The following is a 15645-nucleotide window of genomic DNA, read 5'->3' on the forward strand; positions in this document are numbered from 1 at the left end:
GGACCGATCCTTGTCACGATTTGTCCTTCGGAGGTGTGCGCGGGCCGAGAATGGCCAGGCCCGAGAGTCGGCCAGGCTCGGGATTCCGTACCGCAGCGTCAGGGGAAGAATCCTCATCGGCATCGCGCGAGACTACCGTCAACCCCGGCGGTTTGGCGCGCTCGATCTCCGGCCGCGTCAAGGTCACGCGCCGGGGGGAGAGCCCCAGCTCGTGCGGGCCGTCTAGCAGCCAGGGCACCAGGGCCTGTACAGGGGCGTCGGTGAACCGGATGGTCCAGTCCCCTGGCCGCGCGTTGGCGTGCGCTGTTTTGGACGGTTCCGCCTTGGTTTTTTCGGCTTCGGTTTGTTCGGTCTCGGTTTTTTCAGCCTCGGTCGGTTCGGTTTTTTCCGAGGCCAGCGCCAGGACATAGCTGTTTGCCAGGCCCGCCGCATCCAGCGACTGCGCCAGCGCCTGTTCGCTGACCACGGCAGACGACGCGCCCGCGTCTGCACGATGGCGTGCCGCGTCGCGCACGATCGCATCGATCTCGGTGCTTTGAGCGGCCAGTTGCGGTAGCTCCCCTTCCCAGCGCTCGATGCGCGCCAAGGCGGGCGCGATGCCTAGCACCCATGCGCCGGCGACCAGGCAAATCACCGCGCATAATACGGATAAACGCTTCTCACGGGCCGCCCGCTGTGTCCACCAGGCCCGCGCTTGCGCGCCTGCCGCCTCCCACTGCTGACGCCACGCGGCAGGCAGGGCAGGGCGCTTGAGCCGGGGCGCTTTCGTGGATATTTTCATGGCGAGCGCCTGGCCACAGTGACGGCCGCAGCGGATTGGGCAGGCCGCCCCGTCGTTCCCTCTGCCGAGCGCACCGCGGCCTGCGGCGCCGGCGCTGCGCGCCGCAAGCGCCAGCCTCGCTCAATCGGTTCGACTTCGAGCCCAGCCTGCTCGGCGGCCGCGATCCAGGCGGGTTGCGCCGGTTCGCCGGCCTTCGCCGGCTGGTCGCTGGCACGGCGCCTGCCCGACGACCCGGTGCCCGGCGCCGGACTGCTCGCCGCCGACACCGGCGTGACTGCCGGCGCCCCGCTCGTACCGCGCATCAACACCACATCCAGCGCGCCATCACGGTAATCCAGGCGTTGCACCTGGCCGGCCGCGAATGCCATATGCTCGCGGGCGCCTTCCAACAAGAAGGCCAATTCCGCTTCCTCTGCCTGCGCTGCGGCCACCTGCTGCGCGTCCCGTTGTTGCCGCGCCTGACGCAGCGGCTCGACGACCGTGCGCACGTTCGGAAATGCCGTTTTGACACGCTGCGCGATATCGCTTTTGAGCGTGCGGCCTGCGTGATCCAGACGCGCGGCGTATATGTTCAGGCCGCCAATCCAGATCAGCGCCGCCGCGGCGGCCCAGGCGGTTGTCCGCAACCAGCTCGAGGCGCCCGTGCCATCCTGAACGCCCAGCGTTTGCACACCGATCGACCACGGTGGCGACTGAACCTGCCAGCACGCCTCCAGCGGCACGGCGGTTGCGGCGATCAGTCCTTGCGCTGACCACCATGCCGGCACTTCGCCAATCCAAACCATCTGTGCCAGTCCCTCCTGGGCACTCTGCGCCAGCAGTCGTGCTTTGGCCGCGTCGGCTGCGATTGGCAGCACGAATCCTTGATCCTGGGCAGACCGCACGGCCACGTAGTCATCTCGGCACCAGGCCACCCAGCCGCCGTGCGGCGCGGGCAAGAAAAACGGTGTTGGCCACAGCGTGCGCAGCATCAGTCCGCACTCGCGCAAACAGTGGCTCGCGGCGCGCGCATCGTCCCGATCGACCCAGCCGACCGAGACGCCGCCATCGGCTGCGCGTGGCCCATAGCCGATCAACGTCGTCGACGGATCTCCCAGCATGAACGGCTCGATCGCGGCGGTGACCGCCACGCGCCTGTCCTGCGCGGACAGCGGCGGCAGACGAATCTGCGCCAACGTCAGATCTGCCGAGTGCAGGATGGCGTCCACCTTCGCGCCCGGCCAGCGCCGGCCCAGTTCAGCCAACGTTTGCTGTCCGCGCTCGATGGGGGGCGCTGCGCGGCTATACGCGGCGAACTCCAGCACCGAATCGGGCTGGACATCCCGCAACGGCGGCAAGACGAGGCGCAGTGCTGGCAACCCTTTCATGCGCCCTCCCGGCTCCAAACAAGGTGCGCGGCGGCACCATCGCGTGCAAAGAGCGCACGCACCGGCATGACGGCCGTCGGGTTCAGCCTTGCTGCGCCGACCAAGGTGAACCAGTCGCTATGCACCGCCACCCGCACGCTGTTCGGTGCCAGATCCTGCATGTTCAAGCGGTTGACGAAGTCCGCATTGTTCAGAAACCACTGCCCGCCATTACGCTGCGCGATCAGGCCCCTGGCCTGCTCCAGGCCCAGGCCAGGCACCCAGACGGCCAGCACCTCGGCGCTGGCCGTGTTCGCATTGACCAGGGTCACGCCAGGCAGCAGCGTCAGGTGCGGGCGCAGTTTGGCGATGACGGCCTCGTCCACGCCCTGCACACTGCGCAGGTCATCGATCGACCGGGGGAAGGGCGCTTGGGCTTGCTGTGCGGCGCGCTGCGCATCGGCATCCTCGGCCGCCAGCGAGACGCCATCATTGCCCGAGCCGGGCTGCGAGATGAGGACACGCTGCGCGATGCGATCGGCGATCTCCGGCGCCACGTCCACCATCGTGCAGAGCCTGCGTAGTTGGTCCACCGCGTAGGTATCCAATGCGCCGTTTGAAATGAGGTTGCGCAGGTTGTATTTGCCTTGCTCGTCCTCAATGCGTCCGACAAAAACCGGCAACGGGCGCGCTGTGCGCGTGCCATCCGCCAGCCGCGTATCGACGATCGGCTGTGCCCAGGCGCCATCGCTGTGTGTCTGCGACGTCCGCGCGCCATCCTCACGCAACAGGCGGGACGCGCTTTGCAGGCCGCCGCGCACGCTGGCTTGCAATTCGGCACGGACCTGCTGGCTCTGGACGGCACGCACATAAGTCGTTTGGCGCTGCATCAGTGTCGCCACGATGACGGTAGTCACCGCGACGGCGAGCAGCGCCACGATCACGGCCATGCCGCGCTGCGTGGACGGCGGTGCGCAATGCTGTGCGTGACGCCCGGTGCCGGGCCGATGATCGAGCTTCATCCTCGGCAGCCGCTACAACTGCCAGGAACCGATGTCGGTATCGACGCCCTCGCCACCGGGCTCGCCATTCGCACCGAAAGAATAGATGTCGATCTCGCCGTGCTCGCCCGGATTGGCGTATTGGTACGGATTGCCCCAGGGATCGTTAGGCACGCGATCCAGATACGAGCGCCAGTTGTTGCCCGCCAGGCCAGGCGGTTTTTCGGCCAGGGCCCGCAGGCCCTGATCCTCACTGGGGTATCGCCCTTGATCAAGCCGATACAACTGCAGGGCTTGCATCAGCGCACTGATATCCTGGCGCGCTGCAACCACACGCGCTTGGTCGGGGCGATCCATGATGTTGGGCACGATCAGCGCCGCCAGGATTCCCATGATCACCACCACGATCATGATCTCGATCAGCGTGAAACCGCGCTGGCGTAGAGATTGGCGGTTCCTGCTTGAGCGTAGATCCCTCTGCATCGCGTGAGGGGCGCGGTGGCTGTCTGACATCACATGGACTCCAGAAGTAGCTAGCGACATGGTCATCGGCGCTCATGTCAGAAGCATGGACGAATGTCTTGAGATCAGGGCCGACCTCGCAGAACCGCCCGGCCGACGGCGCGCCGGTAACACGAAATGGCCAGGAGAAGGAAACTGGTCGTGCCATGTATTCACGCAGCAACACTCCCGTGTTGTCCCGTCATTCCTTTCACGGAACAGTCATAAATATCCGCGTAGAATCCCAAATTGGGCTCTACGGCCATGAAGTGGCTGACGATAGTTCGCTATCCGAGGCTTTGCTTCCATGCACGTCCAAGCGCTAGATTGGTCGCTAGAGCCCACCTTCTTTCCCGCCGGGCCGGCACGCCGGTCCGGCGCGGTACTCCTCTCGCCCCCCCACGGGCGTCTGTCCGACAAGGCCGCAGCAAAGCGGTCCCCGCACCGCCTACCTACTCGATGCTGATTTCGTGCTGTCCGATCTCTGGTGCTGTGCGATCTGACGGGACCGCGGCAAGGACCTCAAATCCTACTCGTCACATATATCGAAAATTTGACAAGATCTCCTGTCATTTGGCCAGGTTCGAGTGTTTACGTCTGGGGATCAGCCCCGCAGGCTGAACACCCGGCGGTAGGGCAGCGGCCTGGATGCCGACCCTTGCGTGATGACGACCTCGAGGCCCAAGGCAGGTGTTTCGGAAGAGCCCGGCGCAGGCAAACGCACCCAGCCGCGTCCCGGCATCAAAGCCCGGACTTCAAAATTGGTGATGTCTTCAACGGCCACGGCCGCCATTGCGGCTGCGGGGGCAGGTAAGGGGTAGTGCTCCGCAGCCGGGCCGGCTGCGCGATACAACCTCGAGCCGGCGCGCCACCATTGCACCCGCTGCCAGGTGCCCGGCCGGCTACCCGCCCGCACGATCTCCAGCCGCAGTGCACCACTCGAGCCCGCCAGTGCGGACACCGAAGGGGTGACCGGGATCGCATCCGTGGCGCGTTGCGCGGGCACTTCGATGGTCGAGCGCCAGCCCACGTCGCGCTCCATCTGGTCGAAGGCCTGCACCAGCGTATTGACCTGTATGGTGGCGTGATCCAGATGCTCGCTCACGCGGATGGCGTTGGTGATCGCCCGCCAAGCCATGATCGAAAGGAGTGACATGATGAGCATGGCCACCATGACCTCAATGAGCGTCAATCCCTGTTGCTTGGCTGGCGAGCGCGATGGATCAGGCATGATCTTGCTCTCCCGTATCGTCTACTGCGGTTCGACCACGCCTTGCAGCGTGGCCAAGCGGGGGTGGGGCTGGCTCGGTCGATAGACCTGAACGGTCACCCGGCGCGCGCCGCCAGTGAGTGCGACCGTCTGCGTCTCGCAGGTGAAGGCATGCGCGCCTTGCGGGCAGGGCGCGCGCGCAGTCCCCGGCGCAGGCAGGGCGGTGTCGATCTGCAGTTCGACGATCCGGTTTTGTGCCGAGAGTAGCGCGAGCGAACGGTCGCGCACCGCGTCATTGGTCCCGGCCAGCAAGCCCGTTGCGCGCGAGATCGCTGTCAGAGCGAATGCCATGATTGCCACCGCCACCAGCACTTCAATCAGGGACAGGCCGCGTTGGTGGCGCCGATCGCGGGTAGGGCAGACGAGTGCATTAGCAGACATGACAATGACCCCCTATTGCACCGTGTAGGTGCCACCTGGCGTACGACGCAGCACCACATGCGCCGAGCCTGACGACAACGTGAGATCCCAGGCCTCTTGAAACCATTCGTCCGTCAGGACGATGGGGCCGGCCGGCTTGACCACGATCTCGCCCGATTCCCAGCGGCGTGGCCGTAATGTCTCGTCGCGGGCGAAGTCGTCCAGGCCGGCGGCGGTCGAGACTTGCGGCACGCCGCCGACATCAACCCACACGCCGCGCACGAAGCGATAGCCTTGCTCATCGGCCTGCCACGCGATGACGCGCCCATCTATGCGTACCAGGTTCTGCGCGGTAATGAACTGGCTGGCCAGCCGTTGTGCATCCTGGCGCAGCGCACGCCCCGAGTCGCTAGGGATACGCATGGCCACCGACGCCGTGGCCACGCCGACAATGACCAACACCACCATGACCTCAAGAAGCGAGAAGCCCCGCTGAAGGTCACGGCTGGCACGGCGCATTGACGAGCAAAACCGATGTGCAGGCATCGGCGCAACCCTATTTGCAATCAAGGACTCGTATGATAAGAGACCGAACGTGATCGCAGTATGACCTGAAGTCTTGTGATTTTTCGGCAGGTCCGCCGCACCGGCGGCACCTGCTGCTGCCTGCTCTGGCCACCCAACGGGACCGCCATGTTGACACGCTTTGCCCCTTCCGCGTCGCTATCCAAACCCGGTCTGCTGCGAGCCGGCGCGTTCGCGTTGGCCTTGACCGGCATCGTGTTCTGGACCTACCAGATCACCAAACCATTGCCGCAAGCCGTACCTGCCTCCACTCCGCCGGCGATCAGCAACACGGAACAGGGCAGCGCCATCGCGAACTGGCTCGCCCCTGGACCCGCCAAGGTCCAGGTCAAGGTCGTCGGTGTCTTGGTCGCCGGCCAGCGCGGCGGGGCTGTGCTGTCTGTCAACGACGGCGCCCCCCGCGCCTACGCGGTGGGCGAGCAACTGGCCGCAGGCGTGGTCCTCGAGCGCATCGATCCCGATGCCGTCGTGCTCGAGCAGTCGGGCCGGGCGATGCGTCTACCGCTTCCCGCCTTGCCGGCGGGGCCTGAAGACGGCATCGTCCGTGTCCCGTCAAACTGATCCTCTCTGCCGCGCCCCTCGTTAATTTTCTATGACGCCTCGTCGAGACATTTTGACGCTTGCGCGCCTCAGTCCATTCCTATAATGTAATGAATATAAAGTTCTTTTTAGGAATGAGAGCCGGCCAGTGCTCATAGGGAAATCACCTGCAACCACGGGCCTTTAGCCGTGTTGATGCGTAGCGCAATCGCGCACAGCGGTGCCTCGACTTTGCTTCATGTTCGGTGCATTTGCGGTCTCTAACATGACCGGATGACAACCAATCGTCGAGACAGCACGGCGCATCAAAACGCCACAAGGAGAGCGGCGCGTGAATCTGTTCAAGCATGACATCGGGCTACGCCAGTTGGACACCGAACGAACCTACTACGTCCACCGGGCGCATGAGGGTGAGCACGTGCTGGTTCGCAATCGCGGCAAACCCTACGCCTGCATCGTCTCCTACGAAAGCATCCGCAACATGCCCACGCATCTGGGCGACTGGGTGCCGGCGAGCCACCCGCTGCGCTCGTTGAACGAAACCGTCGAGCATCTGCTGCATACCGGCGGCGAGCAGACGCTGAGCGACGTCCAAGCCGAGCGCGAATGGTCCGCGCCGGTTGCCGAACTCTATCGCGCGCTACTGCTGCAACTGGTGTATTCGTTAGGCGATGCCGGACAGCTTTACACCGCCATCCACGGCAACCTGATATATCGATGGTTCATCGGGAAAAGGGACATCTTCCTGCTTGACGGCCTGCCCGCCAAGGACAGGTTCGTCGTGGACGTGGAGCTGCTGCCCAACCACACAAGCGTCTTGACGCTGCTGCGGCAAGCCATCGACAGCCTGCCAGAGTCCGACCGCATGGGCGAGCAGAGCTACCACCTGAACTACGGCCTGCTGCAGGTGTGGCAGCATCGCGCCCGACGCTAGGACTCAAGCCCGACCCCGTACCGCCGCGCGCGGCAATGCGGCCTTCCCGCTTTATGGCCGCCTGGCCATCATCCGTGCGGGCGGCACCGTCTCTTACGCAGCCGCCCGCGGCTCGCCCCAATGTTGCACGAGCAAATCGGCGACTTGCTCAAACAAGGGGTTGACATCGCCGTGTGCCGCGATCGACAGATGCACATCCGGCAGGGGAGGGAAGCCGTGCCGCTTTTCTTCGAGCACGACCGTGCCGTCCGGGACCAGACTGCAAGGCAGCACGGCCACGCCCATTCCAGCAGTCGCCGCAGCCTGGACGATGTGGACCTCCGCCGACACGCACGCGAGCCGCCACGGCCGTCCGAGCAGCGACAAGCTATCGATCGCCGCCGTGCGGAAAAGGTTGCCGTCACGAAAGGTGGCCAGCGGCACCAGGCAGTTCTCGTCGATATGGATCTCTCGCGCGGCGACCCAGCACAAGGGCTCGGAGTACAAGGGCCGGGACGCATGCCGCTGTAAGGTTCCTTCCAGTGCCCGGAATATCACGACATCAAGCTCCAGACGCTCGAAATCCCGCAACAGGTGCGTTGACAGGTCGGTCACTGTCGATAGTTGCAATTGCGGCAAGAACGCAGTAACGCCGGTTTCCAGGAGCTGGCGCAACCGTGCGAAAGCATCGGACGGCAAGCCCAACCTGACGCGCCCAGGCTGTTTGGCAACTGCCACCGACAAATCGAATCGGCGCAACATTTGGCTGACCACCACCAGAAACTGTTTTCCCGCTTCGGTAAGGGCTGCGCCTTTGCCGCGACTGCGCTCGAGCAGGTCCACGCCCAACGTTTTTTCTAGTTTCTTGATCCGCTGCGTGACGAGCGGCGGGGAGCGGAATTCGGCTTCGGCTGCCTCCTTGAAACTCCCCCGTTCGGCGACCGACAGAAAACTGCGCAACTGGTCCATCGTGATGGCTCGGCTATATTCCCAGGCCGCGCACGGTTGTGTACCGCAACTTTCGTGCTTTGGTTTCATCATCCATCTCATTAGTAGGCGCCGCGTCGATACTGCCGCTTTGTCGTTGTTATTGCTGAGGCCGAGTCTTACGGGACTGTGGCCAGCTTATGACAGTCTGCCGGGGCGACATGAAAGTTCAATGGCGAAAGTTGTGGAACACTACAATCAGATGACAGGTTTTGTATGTGACAGGCAATGATTCAGCAGAAAGTAATCACTAGTCGCAGTATTTCTAAATTTACAAGACCTTGCCGTATGAATAGATTAGGGGCATCTGCCATGTCGCGACATTCGCCACGGCGATCTTCTGGCAGCGGCGCTTCTGCGCGTTCCGCCGGCATGGCGCACAGTCTGGCGCCGGCACCCACAGGTGCCGCCCCCCTTTATGCGAATCCGGGGCTGATCGTCCCGGGCTAACTATGAGAGGACACATATGAAAATGGACTGCAACACGGTCTCAGTATCGGAGTTGAATGGGGATACATCCAAGATTCTTGATCGCGTCCAGGCTGCGCAATGTATAAAAGTGACCAAAAACGGCCAACTGTGTGCATATGTGATTTCTCCCGCCCGGTTGCAGCGCGATCGTGAATACCTGAACTATATCCCCGCAACCGATCCGCTGTTCCTGCTGCGTGACGCGTTGGAATTCCAGCTTTCCAAAGAGAATGACCCTTGGCGTGAGGTGGCAGACCTGGGTCTTGCTGTTTCACCCCGGTATCTCGCTCACGCCCTGCTGTTGCAATTGCTCTACAGCATCCCATCGCTCGAGAGTTTGTATCGACAGATCGGCGTCAATATGGCATTCCGTGAGTTCGTCGGTATCGATTCCGGTTTGTCTTTGTGGCCCTATCCGCAGTTTGAACGAGGCGCGCAAATACTGTGCCGAACGCGCATCATGGTGCGGTTGGGCGAGTTTGCCTTGTCGCATCCTGCGGTTTGCGCGGATAAGGAGCTGCGTATCAACGAGTCCTTGCTCGACGGCTGGCGCAAGCAGGGAACCACGGACCTCACACAAAGTACGTCGTCAGGTGTTGCTGGCTCCCAAGCCGAGTCTCGTCCATTATTGTCCTTGCCCAAGCCGAAATCCAAATCAAAACCCAAGAAAAAGTCCGCCAGCGGTCTTTGTGATGCGGTGGCGCAGCCGCCGGTCGCGGTAAAAGACGGCGCTTCGCTTCAGCCAGTCATTGGCCGCTATGTCGCCTCGCGTTGAGCGATCGGTTTTTTGAAACCTGAGCGTGTATGTCCGCATAACGGGCGATAATCCAAGTCCCGACATTTGTTCATATGCTCGTCTAATTACCGAGGGATACTTATCGTTTTCGTGCGTGCTAGCAGCATCCTCGACGACCATTCTTGGCCCCTTCGCCAATCCGAGCCTGTCTCGAGTTTGTCACAGTGACGGCACGACCCTGCGTGCCGCGCCTCAGCGGGCGCTCCCGTGCGAGAGACAGGCATGAACGAGACCAGCGATACGGATGACCCGCACTGCCCGGCACCGACAGCGGTCAGTGCCGCGCCCCTGCAGGACGCGCTTGTAGCGCACTACGACTGGCTAAGCGAAAGACTCAATCGCTTCCTGAGCTGCTCGGACCTGGCGATGGAGAGCTTGCACGAGACCTGGCTCAAAGTCGTCACGATGCCGGTGCCGACGTCGCCGATTCGCCAGCCCCGCGCATATTTGTTTCGCTTGGCCTGTAACTTGGCGCTCGATCGCCTTCGTGCGGATAGCGGTTACGGTCGTCGCTCCGACGAAGGAGAGGCGTTCCTTCATGAGATCCCAGACGAGCGTCAAGGCCCGATGGAGCAAACCGAGGCTCGCGCCGCGCTACGCAACGTGAGCCAGGCCCTAAAAGGGCTATCCACGCGCCAGCAAGCCATACTGATAGATGCGCGTATCGAGCAGCGGCCGTATCATGAAATCGAGCAGCGTTACGGCATTGCTCGCTCGGTCCTGCGGCGTGAGCTGCGAGATGCGCAACAATTCTGCCTCAGCCAGATCGGCGACACGCTGCTTGAGCTGCCCCGTTATCATCCCAAGCCGCACTCGCGCAAACTCAAAGCCCATATCAAGCGACAGCGTGCCGCCCATTTTTGACATCGGAAATTGCGGACATCAACCTTTTGCTGGCTCGATGGCCGCCCAATGGGATACGTCGTCGGCCTGACTGGCTCGTTACTTGTCCCGCTTGGAGCCCGCGATCAGCATTTGATGCAAACTCGTAAAGAGCCCAGTTTGTGTCGGCGGCAGGCGGGTGACGCGCTCGGAGGCGAGCGCTGGGTTGGGAATGTCAGGGTGACGGGACTTTTTCTCGGGCGGGGTCAGCCGTTGCGCCAAACAGCCATATGAAAGGCTGCGCGCGTCACCGATTTGTACATCAATGCAGGACGGCGCGACCTGTTTGTCCAGGTCGGCGGTGGGCGTTTGCGCGGTAGCCGCACCCATCAGACCGAGCCCCAGTATCACTGCGGTGCGTCGGCAAAGCGTCGCAGACATGGCGAAATCCTCATCGAAAGTCATACTGAGTGGGCGCAACCAGCATATACCGATTCAGTATAAGGCTAGTCACGCCATATCAGATGACCTGTCTGTGTCAACGATTCAGGTTTTCACTGCGCGATCAGGAACTCGTCTCGGGCCTTGCCTTGTGCTTCGGCTTCGGCCAGCCACCGAGGTGCTTTGCCGCGTCCAGACCACGATGCTCCCGTGTCAGGATGGCGGTACTTCGCAGGAACAGACGCACGTGGCTTGGCACCTGGAGCGTCGGCGCTTTTACGTAGTTGGGCCCGGCCCCCGCGACGCGGCCGCACGCTGGCCAAGGCATCCTGCAGCTCCTGTGGGGTCACGTCGTATTCCTGCATCGACTTGATAATTGCGGCGATGACAGGCTTGCGGCGACGTTGCCGCAATTTTTCTCTCTCCCGCTCCAATTTACGAATCTGTGCTTCAAGCGTTTTCAGATTGACTTGTCGCATGATTTACTCCCAATCGCGGCTTTCGCCATGAAAAATGTCCGCTGTCAAGTCTTTGATGTAGACGGACAGTTCCGTAAAAGGTCTTATGGAATAACAGGTTAGTCCATATTTTGGTCGCTACGCATCCTTGCTGATTTGCGAGCTAGGTGCCACATAGGCGCTTTGCAGTGGCAAACGTAAGGATGTCTCAGCGAGCAAAGTCGCATCATCAAAGTTTCGGTCTATCACCATCTTCCTACAGAAGGCAGTTCGAGAAGGGCGTTTATCGTGTTTGCCCCCCCAATCTGCCAATCGATAGCTCGCACCGTCGAAGCCGATGATGCGGGCGATCCATTTCGATGTGGCACTTGCGCCTGCGTCCGGTGATGTTGGCCGCGTGTGTCCTGTGCCAATGGGATCGCGCCCATGGGGCGCTTGCGCAACGCGAAGGCTGAGGCGGGCGGTAGGATGCTCTCGAAGCGTTCGCCCCAACGAGGTCTGCTTCTATGGGGCATGCCAGTGCAAGCGACTGCTGGAGGCGCAGTAATCACATGGGAGCCGTGTCGATGGGTTGTTCAGGCTCGGCACGCGAGCAGTACTGCTCTACCCACTTCACGGACTGAGCGATGCCTCCGAATGGAAAGAAATGCAGGCTCACCTTTCCATGTGCTTCGGTCAGGCGGGTGGTCAGACGATCCACAAAGAGATCCGGGCCTGCTATGCCGAACAGCTTGCTGATCGAGATGCCGTACTTGGACAACATCGACGCGCATGCGCTAACGCCACACAAGGCGGCATAGCGCGCCAGCACCGCCACGCCTGCAGGGCCCGGCACGCCCACGCGTACGGGATGTTCGACGCCACGCCCGCGCAGGGCTTCCAGCCAGGCCAGCACGATGTCGGCATCGAAGGCAAATTGCGTGACGATCAAGGGCGCCATGCCGCGCCCTTCGATGCAGCGACACTTGTGTTCGAGCACTTTCCAACGATCAGATGTGCTCATGACCGGATGGCCCTCGGGATGGCCACCCACGCCGACCATCTGAATGCCCGAGCGCTCGAACACGCCTGATTCGATCAGTGAGGAGCTGTCGGCAAACGGCCCCAGCAGGGTGGACGGATCTCCAGCGATCACGAAGCAACGCTTGACGCCGGCTTCCGCGACCGCGCGCTGGATGAACGACTCCAGTTTTGCGAACGAGGCGATACGGCGTGCAGCGAGGTGAGGCATGGGCTCAAAGCCGAGTCCGCGAACGGCCTGCGCTGCGGCCAGTCGCGCGTCGTTGTCCTGGTTCGCCAGGTAGGGAATGGAAATGGTTGACCCGGGCAATACACGCGGCGCCGCTGCGGTCAGCGCAGAGATATCCTTCGCGTTGACCTCTAACGAATAGGCGTCGGTGATGTTGCCGATGGGCTTGGACTTGTCGGAATGAAGCAAGGGGCTTGCCATATCTGGCGACTGTTGGGAGAGTTCCGACCCGCCAGCGCTGATCGGGTCGGTTGGAAGCCATGGAGCGGCATCGCTCACCCGGCAAGGCGCGTCAATCTTTGGGGGGCTGTTCGTCACCGTAGAACGTCACGCCGAGCTGGATGCGCTCGCGGCCGCTTTCCACGCGGTGGCGGTTCGTGTCGCGCAGCGAGTAGACGCAGCCGCAGTATTCCTGTTGGTAGAAGTTCTCGCGCTTGCTGATCTCGATCATGCGCGCCGAGCCGCCGCCCTTGCGCCAGTTGTATTCCCAGTACATCAGGCCAGAGTACTTGGCCGCCGCACGCACGCCGCAGTCATTGATCTGCTGCATGTTCTTCCAGCGCGAGATGCCCAGGGAACTGGTGATCACCGGAAAGCCGTGCTCATGCGCATACAGCGCCGTGCGCTCGAAACGCATGTCGAAGCACATGGTGCAGCGCACGCCGCGTTCGGGCTCGTGCTCCATGCCCTTGGCGCGCTCGAACCAGTTGTCCCGGTCGTAGTCCGCATCGACGAAGGGCACGCCGAACTGCTCCGCGAAGCGGATGTTCTCGTTCTTGCGCAGCTCGTATTTCTTGAGCGGATGAATGTTGGGGTTGTAGAAAAAGATGGTGTAGTCAATGCCCGAGGCCAGCATGGCCTCCATGACCTCGCCTGAGCACGGCGCGCAGCACGAATGCAGCAGCACCTTGTCGTGGCCTCCGGGCAGCGCAAGCGCTTTGCGTTCGACGGTGGTGTTCATCCCTTGGCTCCTTGGGCAATAGCGGTGGTGGCAGTTGCAGGCTGGCGGGCCAGTTCGACGAAGGCCCGCACGTAGTCAATGGCGGTATCCGCCTCGCGTGCGCCCAGGAAGATCTGCTTGGCAATACCGCGCGCGCCCAGCCGCACAGGCACCACGTCCATCCTGGCCGCATATTCCTCGACCAGCCAGCGCGGCAGCGCGGCGACACCGCGGCCGCTGGCCACCATCTGCACCATGATGTCGGTGGTTTCGATGGCTTTGTGGCGCTTGGGCGTCACGCCGGCCGGCAACAGGAACTGGCTGTAGATGTCCAGGCGTTCGATGTCCACGGGGTAACTGATGAGCACTTCCCGGGTCAGCTGCTGGGGCTTCACGTAGGCCGTAGAAGCCAGGGGGTGGTCTTTGGCCACGACCAGCACCTGCTCGTAGTCGAACACGGGTTCGAACTTCAGCCCCGGCTTGAACAGCGTGTTGATTTCCACCCAGAAGTGACCCACTAGCCCCCGGTGGGGGTGCGGATAAAAACTTGGACTGGTTTTATGCGGCTAGGCCAAGTTTGTGCCGGTATTCCACAGGACTTAAACGTCCCAGAGATACCTTGATACGTTTTTCGTTGTACCAACGAATGTACGCATCGACAGCTTCAATGAACTGCTCAATCGTTGTTGATTGCCAGTTGTTGGGATAGAACAGCTCCATCTTTAGCCTTCCAAAAAAGCCTTCGCACGCAGCGTTGTCTGGTGAGCACCCTTTGCGAGACATCGAGCGAGTCAACTTTGCATCATGGACCCTCGAGAGCCAGCCTGGCCAGCGGTAGTGAGCTCCACGATCAGAATGAATCACAGGGCGGCTCTCGCTGCCTTGAACAGCATCAATGGCCGCATCCAGCATTGTGTTGACGAGATGTGCGTTGGGATGAGTCCCAATCGACCAGCTCACCACCAGCCCGTCAAAGCAATCAATGACTGGCGACAGGTAAACCTTGCCAGCAGGAATCTGGAGTTCAGTAATGTCGGTGAGCCACTTCTCATTGGGCGCAGCGGCACGGAAGTCTCGATTGATGAGGTTTTGCGGGGCGGCACCTATCTCTCCAAGGTAGGAGTTATATCTGCGGCGTTTGGGCTTGGCCACGATCAACCCCTCCTGCTTCATCAGCCGACGAACCACCTTCTCTGAGATGCCCGTGCACTCCTTGAGCAGAGATGCCTGCACCCTGCGATATCCATAGCAACGGTAGTTGTTGTCGAAGATCTCTGTGATGCTTCGGCGTAAATCAACGTATTTGTCAGCCAGCTTCAGCCGAGCACGATGGTAAAAATACGAGCTTCTAGCAAGGCCAACAAGAGAAAGCAGTTCTGGCAATTCATACTGCCCGTGCAACGCTTCAACCAGCACAGCCTTATCTTTGTTTGCCAGCCTATGCAGATCAATGTCAGCCCCATTTTTTAAGATTTCATGGGCCTGCTTGAGAAGCTCACGTTCTATCTTCAGCCGCCGAACATCCTGGCGCAATGATTCAACTTGGCGCCTGAGTGCTGCTTCATCCAACACTGGCGATCGCTTTGGACTGTGTTTCATTGAGGCTGGGGCACAAGGGCCAAGCAACTGATTTTTCCAGTTGTACAAGGTCCCCCTACACACCCCTAACTTGTCCGCAATCTGCTGTGCACTTGATCGACGGGCACACAGCTGCACCACGCCCTCACACATCAAGGCATCAGGCTTTGTAGCCGGCCAAGATCTGCCTACTCTCGATTTGCAGGTGTCAGGGCAGTCTTGCCGAACCCACGCAGTCAACGTTCCTCGACCCGGATAACCCAAAGCCCTCATCGTTGCAGCAATACAGCGATCATGGGCGAGGTAATGAGCAATAGCCACCTGCCTTTGCTGCAGCGAATATTTTGGTGCTCTTGGAGCTTGGCTTGCTGGCAAATCCTGATGCTTCAGGTAGTGCTGATACCAGCCTTTCAATGCGTTCTTGGTTGGGTACCCCAACTGGCGAATCGTGGCTCTGACACGCAAGCCAAGCTTGATGTAAAGCGCAACTGCACGAATCCTGTCTGCGTATGAGTACATGAACTACCTCCCCTGGTAGTCCAAGTTTTTGTCCGCATCCCCGGCGGGTCAGTTCTGCGTGGAAATCAACAGCCTAGATTCATTGAG

At 61.4% G+C, this 15645-nt stretch carries 17 protein-coding genes and 2 pseudogenes; 4 read left to right on the plus strand and 15 right to left on the minus strand.

The window, feature by feature from the left end; all coding sequences use genetic code 11:
• Nucleotides 1-13: 13 nt before the first annotated feature.
• The 8 genes and pseudogenes from gspM to A6745_RS29605 form a co-directional block, all read right to left on the minus strand.
• Nucleotides 14-781: a type II secretion system protein GspM gene (gene gspM / locus A6745_RS21570; protein ID WP_082853221.1), complete on the minus strand. Its 768-nt coding sequence runs from the start codon at nucleotides 779-781 to the stop codon at nucleotides 14-16.
• Entirely contained in the window at nucleotides 778-2148 is a 1371-nt protein-coding gene (gspL, locus tag A6745_RS21575; RefSeq protein ID WP_082853222.1) for a type II secretion system protein GspL, read from the minus strand. The genes gspM and gspL overlap by 4 nt, the downstream gene beginning before the upstream one ends.
• Nucleotides 2145-3149, minus strand: a complete 1005-nt coding sequence (gene gspK / locus A6745_RS21580; protein WP_156513488.1) for a type II secretion system minor pseudopilin GspK — start codon at nucleotides 3147-3149, stop codon at nucleotides 2145-2147. The genes gspL and gspK overlap by 4 nt, the downstream gene beginning before the upstream one ends.
• Before the next feature lie 12 nt (nucleotides 3150-3161).
• On the minus strand, nucleotides 3162-3611 hold the full coding sequence (gene gspG / locus A6745_RS21585; protein ID WP_066132329.1) for a type II secretion system major pseudopilin GspG: 450 nt from the start codon (nucleotides 3609-3611) through the stop codon (nucleotides 3162-3164).
• Nucleotides 3612-4233: 622 nt separating this feature from the next.
• The gene (locus A6745_RS21590; protein WP_066131834.1) at nucleotides 4234-4860 is read right to left on the minus strand and encodes a PulJ/GspJ family protein; all 627 of its coding nucleotides are present in this window, start codon (nucleotides 4858-4860) and stop codon (nucleotides 4234-4236) included.
• Nucleotides 4861-4881: 21 nt separating this feature from the next.
• On the minus strand, nucleotides 4882-5280 hold the full coding sequence (gspI, locus tag A6745_RS21595) for a type II secretion system minor pseudopilin GspI (RefSeq protein WP_066131837.1): 399 nt from the start codon (nucleotides 5278-5280) through the stop codon (nucleotides 4882-4884).
• A 12-nt stretch (nucleotides 5281-5292) separates the two neighbouring features.
• Entirely contained in the window at nucleotides 5293-5682 is a 390-nt protein-coding gene (locus A6745_RS21600) for a type II secretion system protein GspH (protein WP_231886077.1), read from the minus strand.
• 9 nt (nucleotides 5683-5691) lie between these two features.
• Nucleotides 5692-5805, minus strand: a pseudogene (locus tag A6745_RS29605) (prepilin-type N-terminal cleavage/methylation domain-containing protein); the annotation flags it as partial.
• Nucleotides 5806-5952: 147 nt separating this feature from the next.
• Between A6745_RS29605 and A6745_RS21605 the strand changes: the two are divergent.
• Together A6745_RS21605 and A6745_RS21610 are read left to right on the plus strand one after the other, a co-directional pair.
• A complete protein-coding gene (locus A6745_RS21605) occupies nucleotides 5953-6405 on the plus strand; it encodes a type II secretion system protein N (RefSeq protein WP_066132330.1) in 453 nt (150 codons plus the stop codon).
• A gap of 310 nt (nucleotides 6406-6715) precedes the next feature.
• A complete protein-coding gene (locus A6745_RS21610; protein WP_066131843.1) occupies nucleotides 6716-7318 on the plus strand; it encodes a hypothetical protein in 603 nt (200 codons plus the stop codon).
• 93 nt (nucleotides 7319-7411) lie between these two features.
• Here A6745_RS21610 and A6745_RS21615 read toward each other — a convergent pair whose 3' ends face one another.
• Nucleotides 7412-8266, minus strand: a complete 855-nt coding sequence (locus A6745_RS21615; protein WP_066131846.1) for a LysR family transcriptional regulator — start codon at nucleotides 8264-8266, stop codon at nucleotides 7412-7414.
• Between the two features lie 484 nt (nucleotides 8267-8750).
• On the opposite strand from A6745_RS21615, the gene A6745_RS21620 reads away from it, so the two are divergent.
• Both A6745_RS21620 and A6745_RS21625 read left to right on the plus strand, forming a co-directional pair.
• Nucleotides 8751-9530, plus strand: a complete 780-nt coding sequence (locus tag A6745_RS21620) for a type II toxin-antitoxin system Phd/YefM family antitoxin (RefSeq protein WP_066131849.1) — start codon at nucleotides 8751-8753, stop codon at nucleotides 9528-9530.
• 243 nt (nucleotides 9531-9773) lie between these two features.
• A complete protein-coding gene (locus tag A6745_RS21625) occupies nucleotides 9774-10415 on the plus strand; it encodes an RNA polymerase sigma factor (RefSeq protein ID WP_066131852.1) in 642 nt (213 codons plus the stop codon).
• A gap of 78 nt (nucleotides 10416-10493) precedes the next feature.
• Here A6745_RS21625 and A6745_RS21630 read toward each other — a convergent pair whose 3' ends face one another.
• The 6 genes and pseudogenes from A6745_RS21630 to A6745_RS28270 form a co-directional block, all read right to left on the minus strand.
• Nucleotides 10494-10814, minus strand: coding sequence for a hypothetical protein (locus A6745_RS21630; RefSeq protein ID WP_156513489.1), 321 nt, complete (start codon nucleotides 10812-10814; stop codon nucleotides 10494-10496).
• Between the two features lie 113 nt (nucleotides 10815-10927).
• Complete coding sequence (locus tag A6745_RS28265; protein WP_082853226.1) at nucleotides 10928-11293, minus strand: H-NS histone family protein; 366 nt, start codon at nucleotides 11291-11293, stop codon at nucleotides 10928-10930.
• A gap of 526 nt (nucleotides 11294-11819) precedes the next feature.
• Nucleotides 11820-12710, minus strand: coding sequence for a methylenetetrahydrofolate reductase (locus tag A6745_RS21635; protein ID WP_231886070.1), 891 nt, complete (start codon nucleotides 12708-12710; stop codon nucleotides 11820-11822).
• Between the two features lie 103 nt (nucleotides 12711-12813).
• Entirely contained in the window at nucleotides 12814-13482 is a 669-nt protein-coding gene (locus A6745_RS21640; protein WP_066131862.1) for an epoxyqueuosine reductase QueH, read from the minus strand.
• Nucleotides 13479-13949, minus strand: a pseudogene (locus tag A6745_RS21645) (LysR substrate-binding domain-containing protein); the annotation flags it as partial. The pseudogene A6745_RS21645 and the gene A6745_RS21640, both read right to left, overlap by 4 nt.
• A gap of 70 nt (nucleotides 13950-14019) precedes the next feature.
• A complete protein-coding gene (locus A6745_RS28270; RefSeq protein ID WP_003056089.1) occupies nucleotides 14020-15558 on the minus strand; it encodes an IS3 family transposase in 1539 nt (512 codons plus the stop codon).
• Nucleotides 15559-15645: the final 87 nt, after the last annotated feature.

Origin of the sequence: Bordetella ansorpii (assembly GCF_900078705.1) — a bacterium.
Taxonomy (GTDB): Bacteria; Pseudomonadota; Gammaproteobacteria; order Burkholderiales; family Burkholderiaceae_B; genus Bordetella; species Bordetella ansorpii_A.

Bases quoted from the DNA above. Each gene is read 5' to 3' on its own strand.
- gspM (WP_082853221.1), bottom strand. From the start codon at position 781: ATGAAAATATCCACGAAAGCGCCCCGGCTCAAGCGCCCTGCCCTGCCT.
- gspL (WP_082853222.1), bottom strand. From the start codon at position 2,148: ATGAAAGGGTTGCCAGCACTGCGCCTCGTCTTGCCGCCGTTGCGGGAT.
- gspK (WP_156513488.1), bottom strand. From the start codon at position 3,149: ATGAAGCTCGATCATCGGCCCGGCACCGGGCGTCACGCACAGCATTGC.
- gspG (WP_066132329.1), bottom strand. From the start codon at position 3,611: ATGCAGAGGGATCTACGCTCAAGCAGGAACCGCCAATCTCTACGCCAG.
- A6745_RS21590 (WP_066131834.1), bottom strand. From the start codon at position 4,860: ATGCCTGATCCATCGCGCTCGCCAGCCAAGCAACAGGGATTGACGCTC.
- gspI (WP_066131837.1), bottom strand. From the start codon at position 5,280: ATGTCTGCTAATGCACTCGTCTGCCCTACCCGCGATCGGCGCCACCAA.
- A6745_RS21600 (WP_231886077.1), bottom strand. From the start codon at position 5,682: ATGCGTATCCCTAGCGACTCGGGGCGTGCGCTGCGCCAGGATGCACAA.
- A6745_RS21605 (WP_066132330.1), top strand. From the start codon at position 5,953: ATGTTGACACGCTTTGCCCCTTCCGCGTCGCTATCCAAACCCGGTCTG.
- A6745_RS21615 (WP_066131846.1), bottom strand. From the start codon at position 8,266: ATGGACCAGTTGCGCAGTTTTCTGTCGGTCGCCGAACGGGGGAGTTTC.
- A6745_RS21620 (WP_066131849.1), top strand. From the start codon at position 8,751: ATGAAAATGGACTGCAACACGGTCTCAGTATCGGAGTTGAATGGGGAT.
- A6745_RS21625 (WP_066131852.1), top strand. From the start codon at position 9,774: ATGAACGAGACCAGCGATACGGATGACCCGCACTGCCCGGCACCGACA.
- A6745_RS21630 (WP_156513489.1), bottom strand. From the start codon at position 10,814: ATGTCTGCGACGCTTTGCCGACGCACCGCAGTGATACTGGGGCTCGGT.
- A6745_RS28265 (WP_082853226.1), bottom strand. From the start codon at position 11,293: ATGCGACAAGTCAATCTGAAAACGCTTGAAGCACAGATTCGTAAATTG.
- A6745_RS21640 (WP_066131862.1), bottom strand. From the start codon at position 13,482: ATGAACACCACCGTCGAACGCAAAGCGCTTGCGCTGCCCGGAGGCCAC.
- A6745_RS28270 (WP_003056089.1), bottom strand. From the start codon at position 15,558: ATGTACTCATACGCAGACAGGATTCGTGCAGTTGCGCTTTACATCAAG.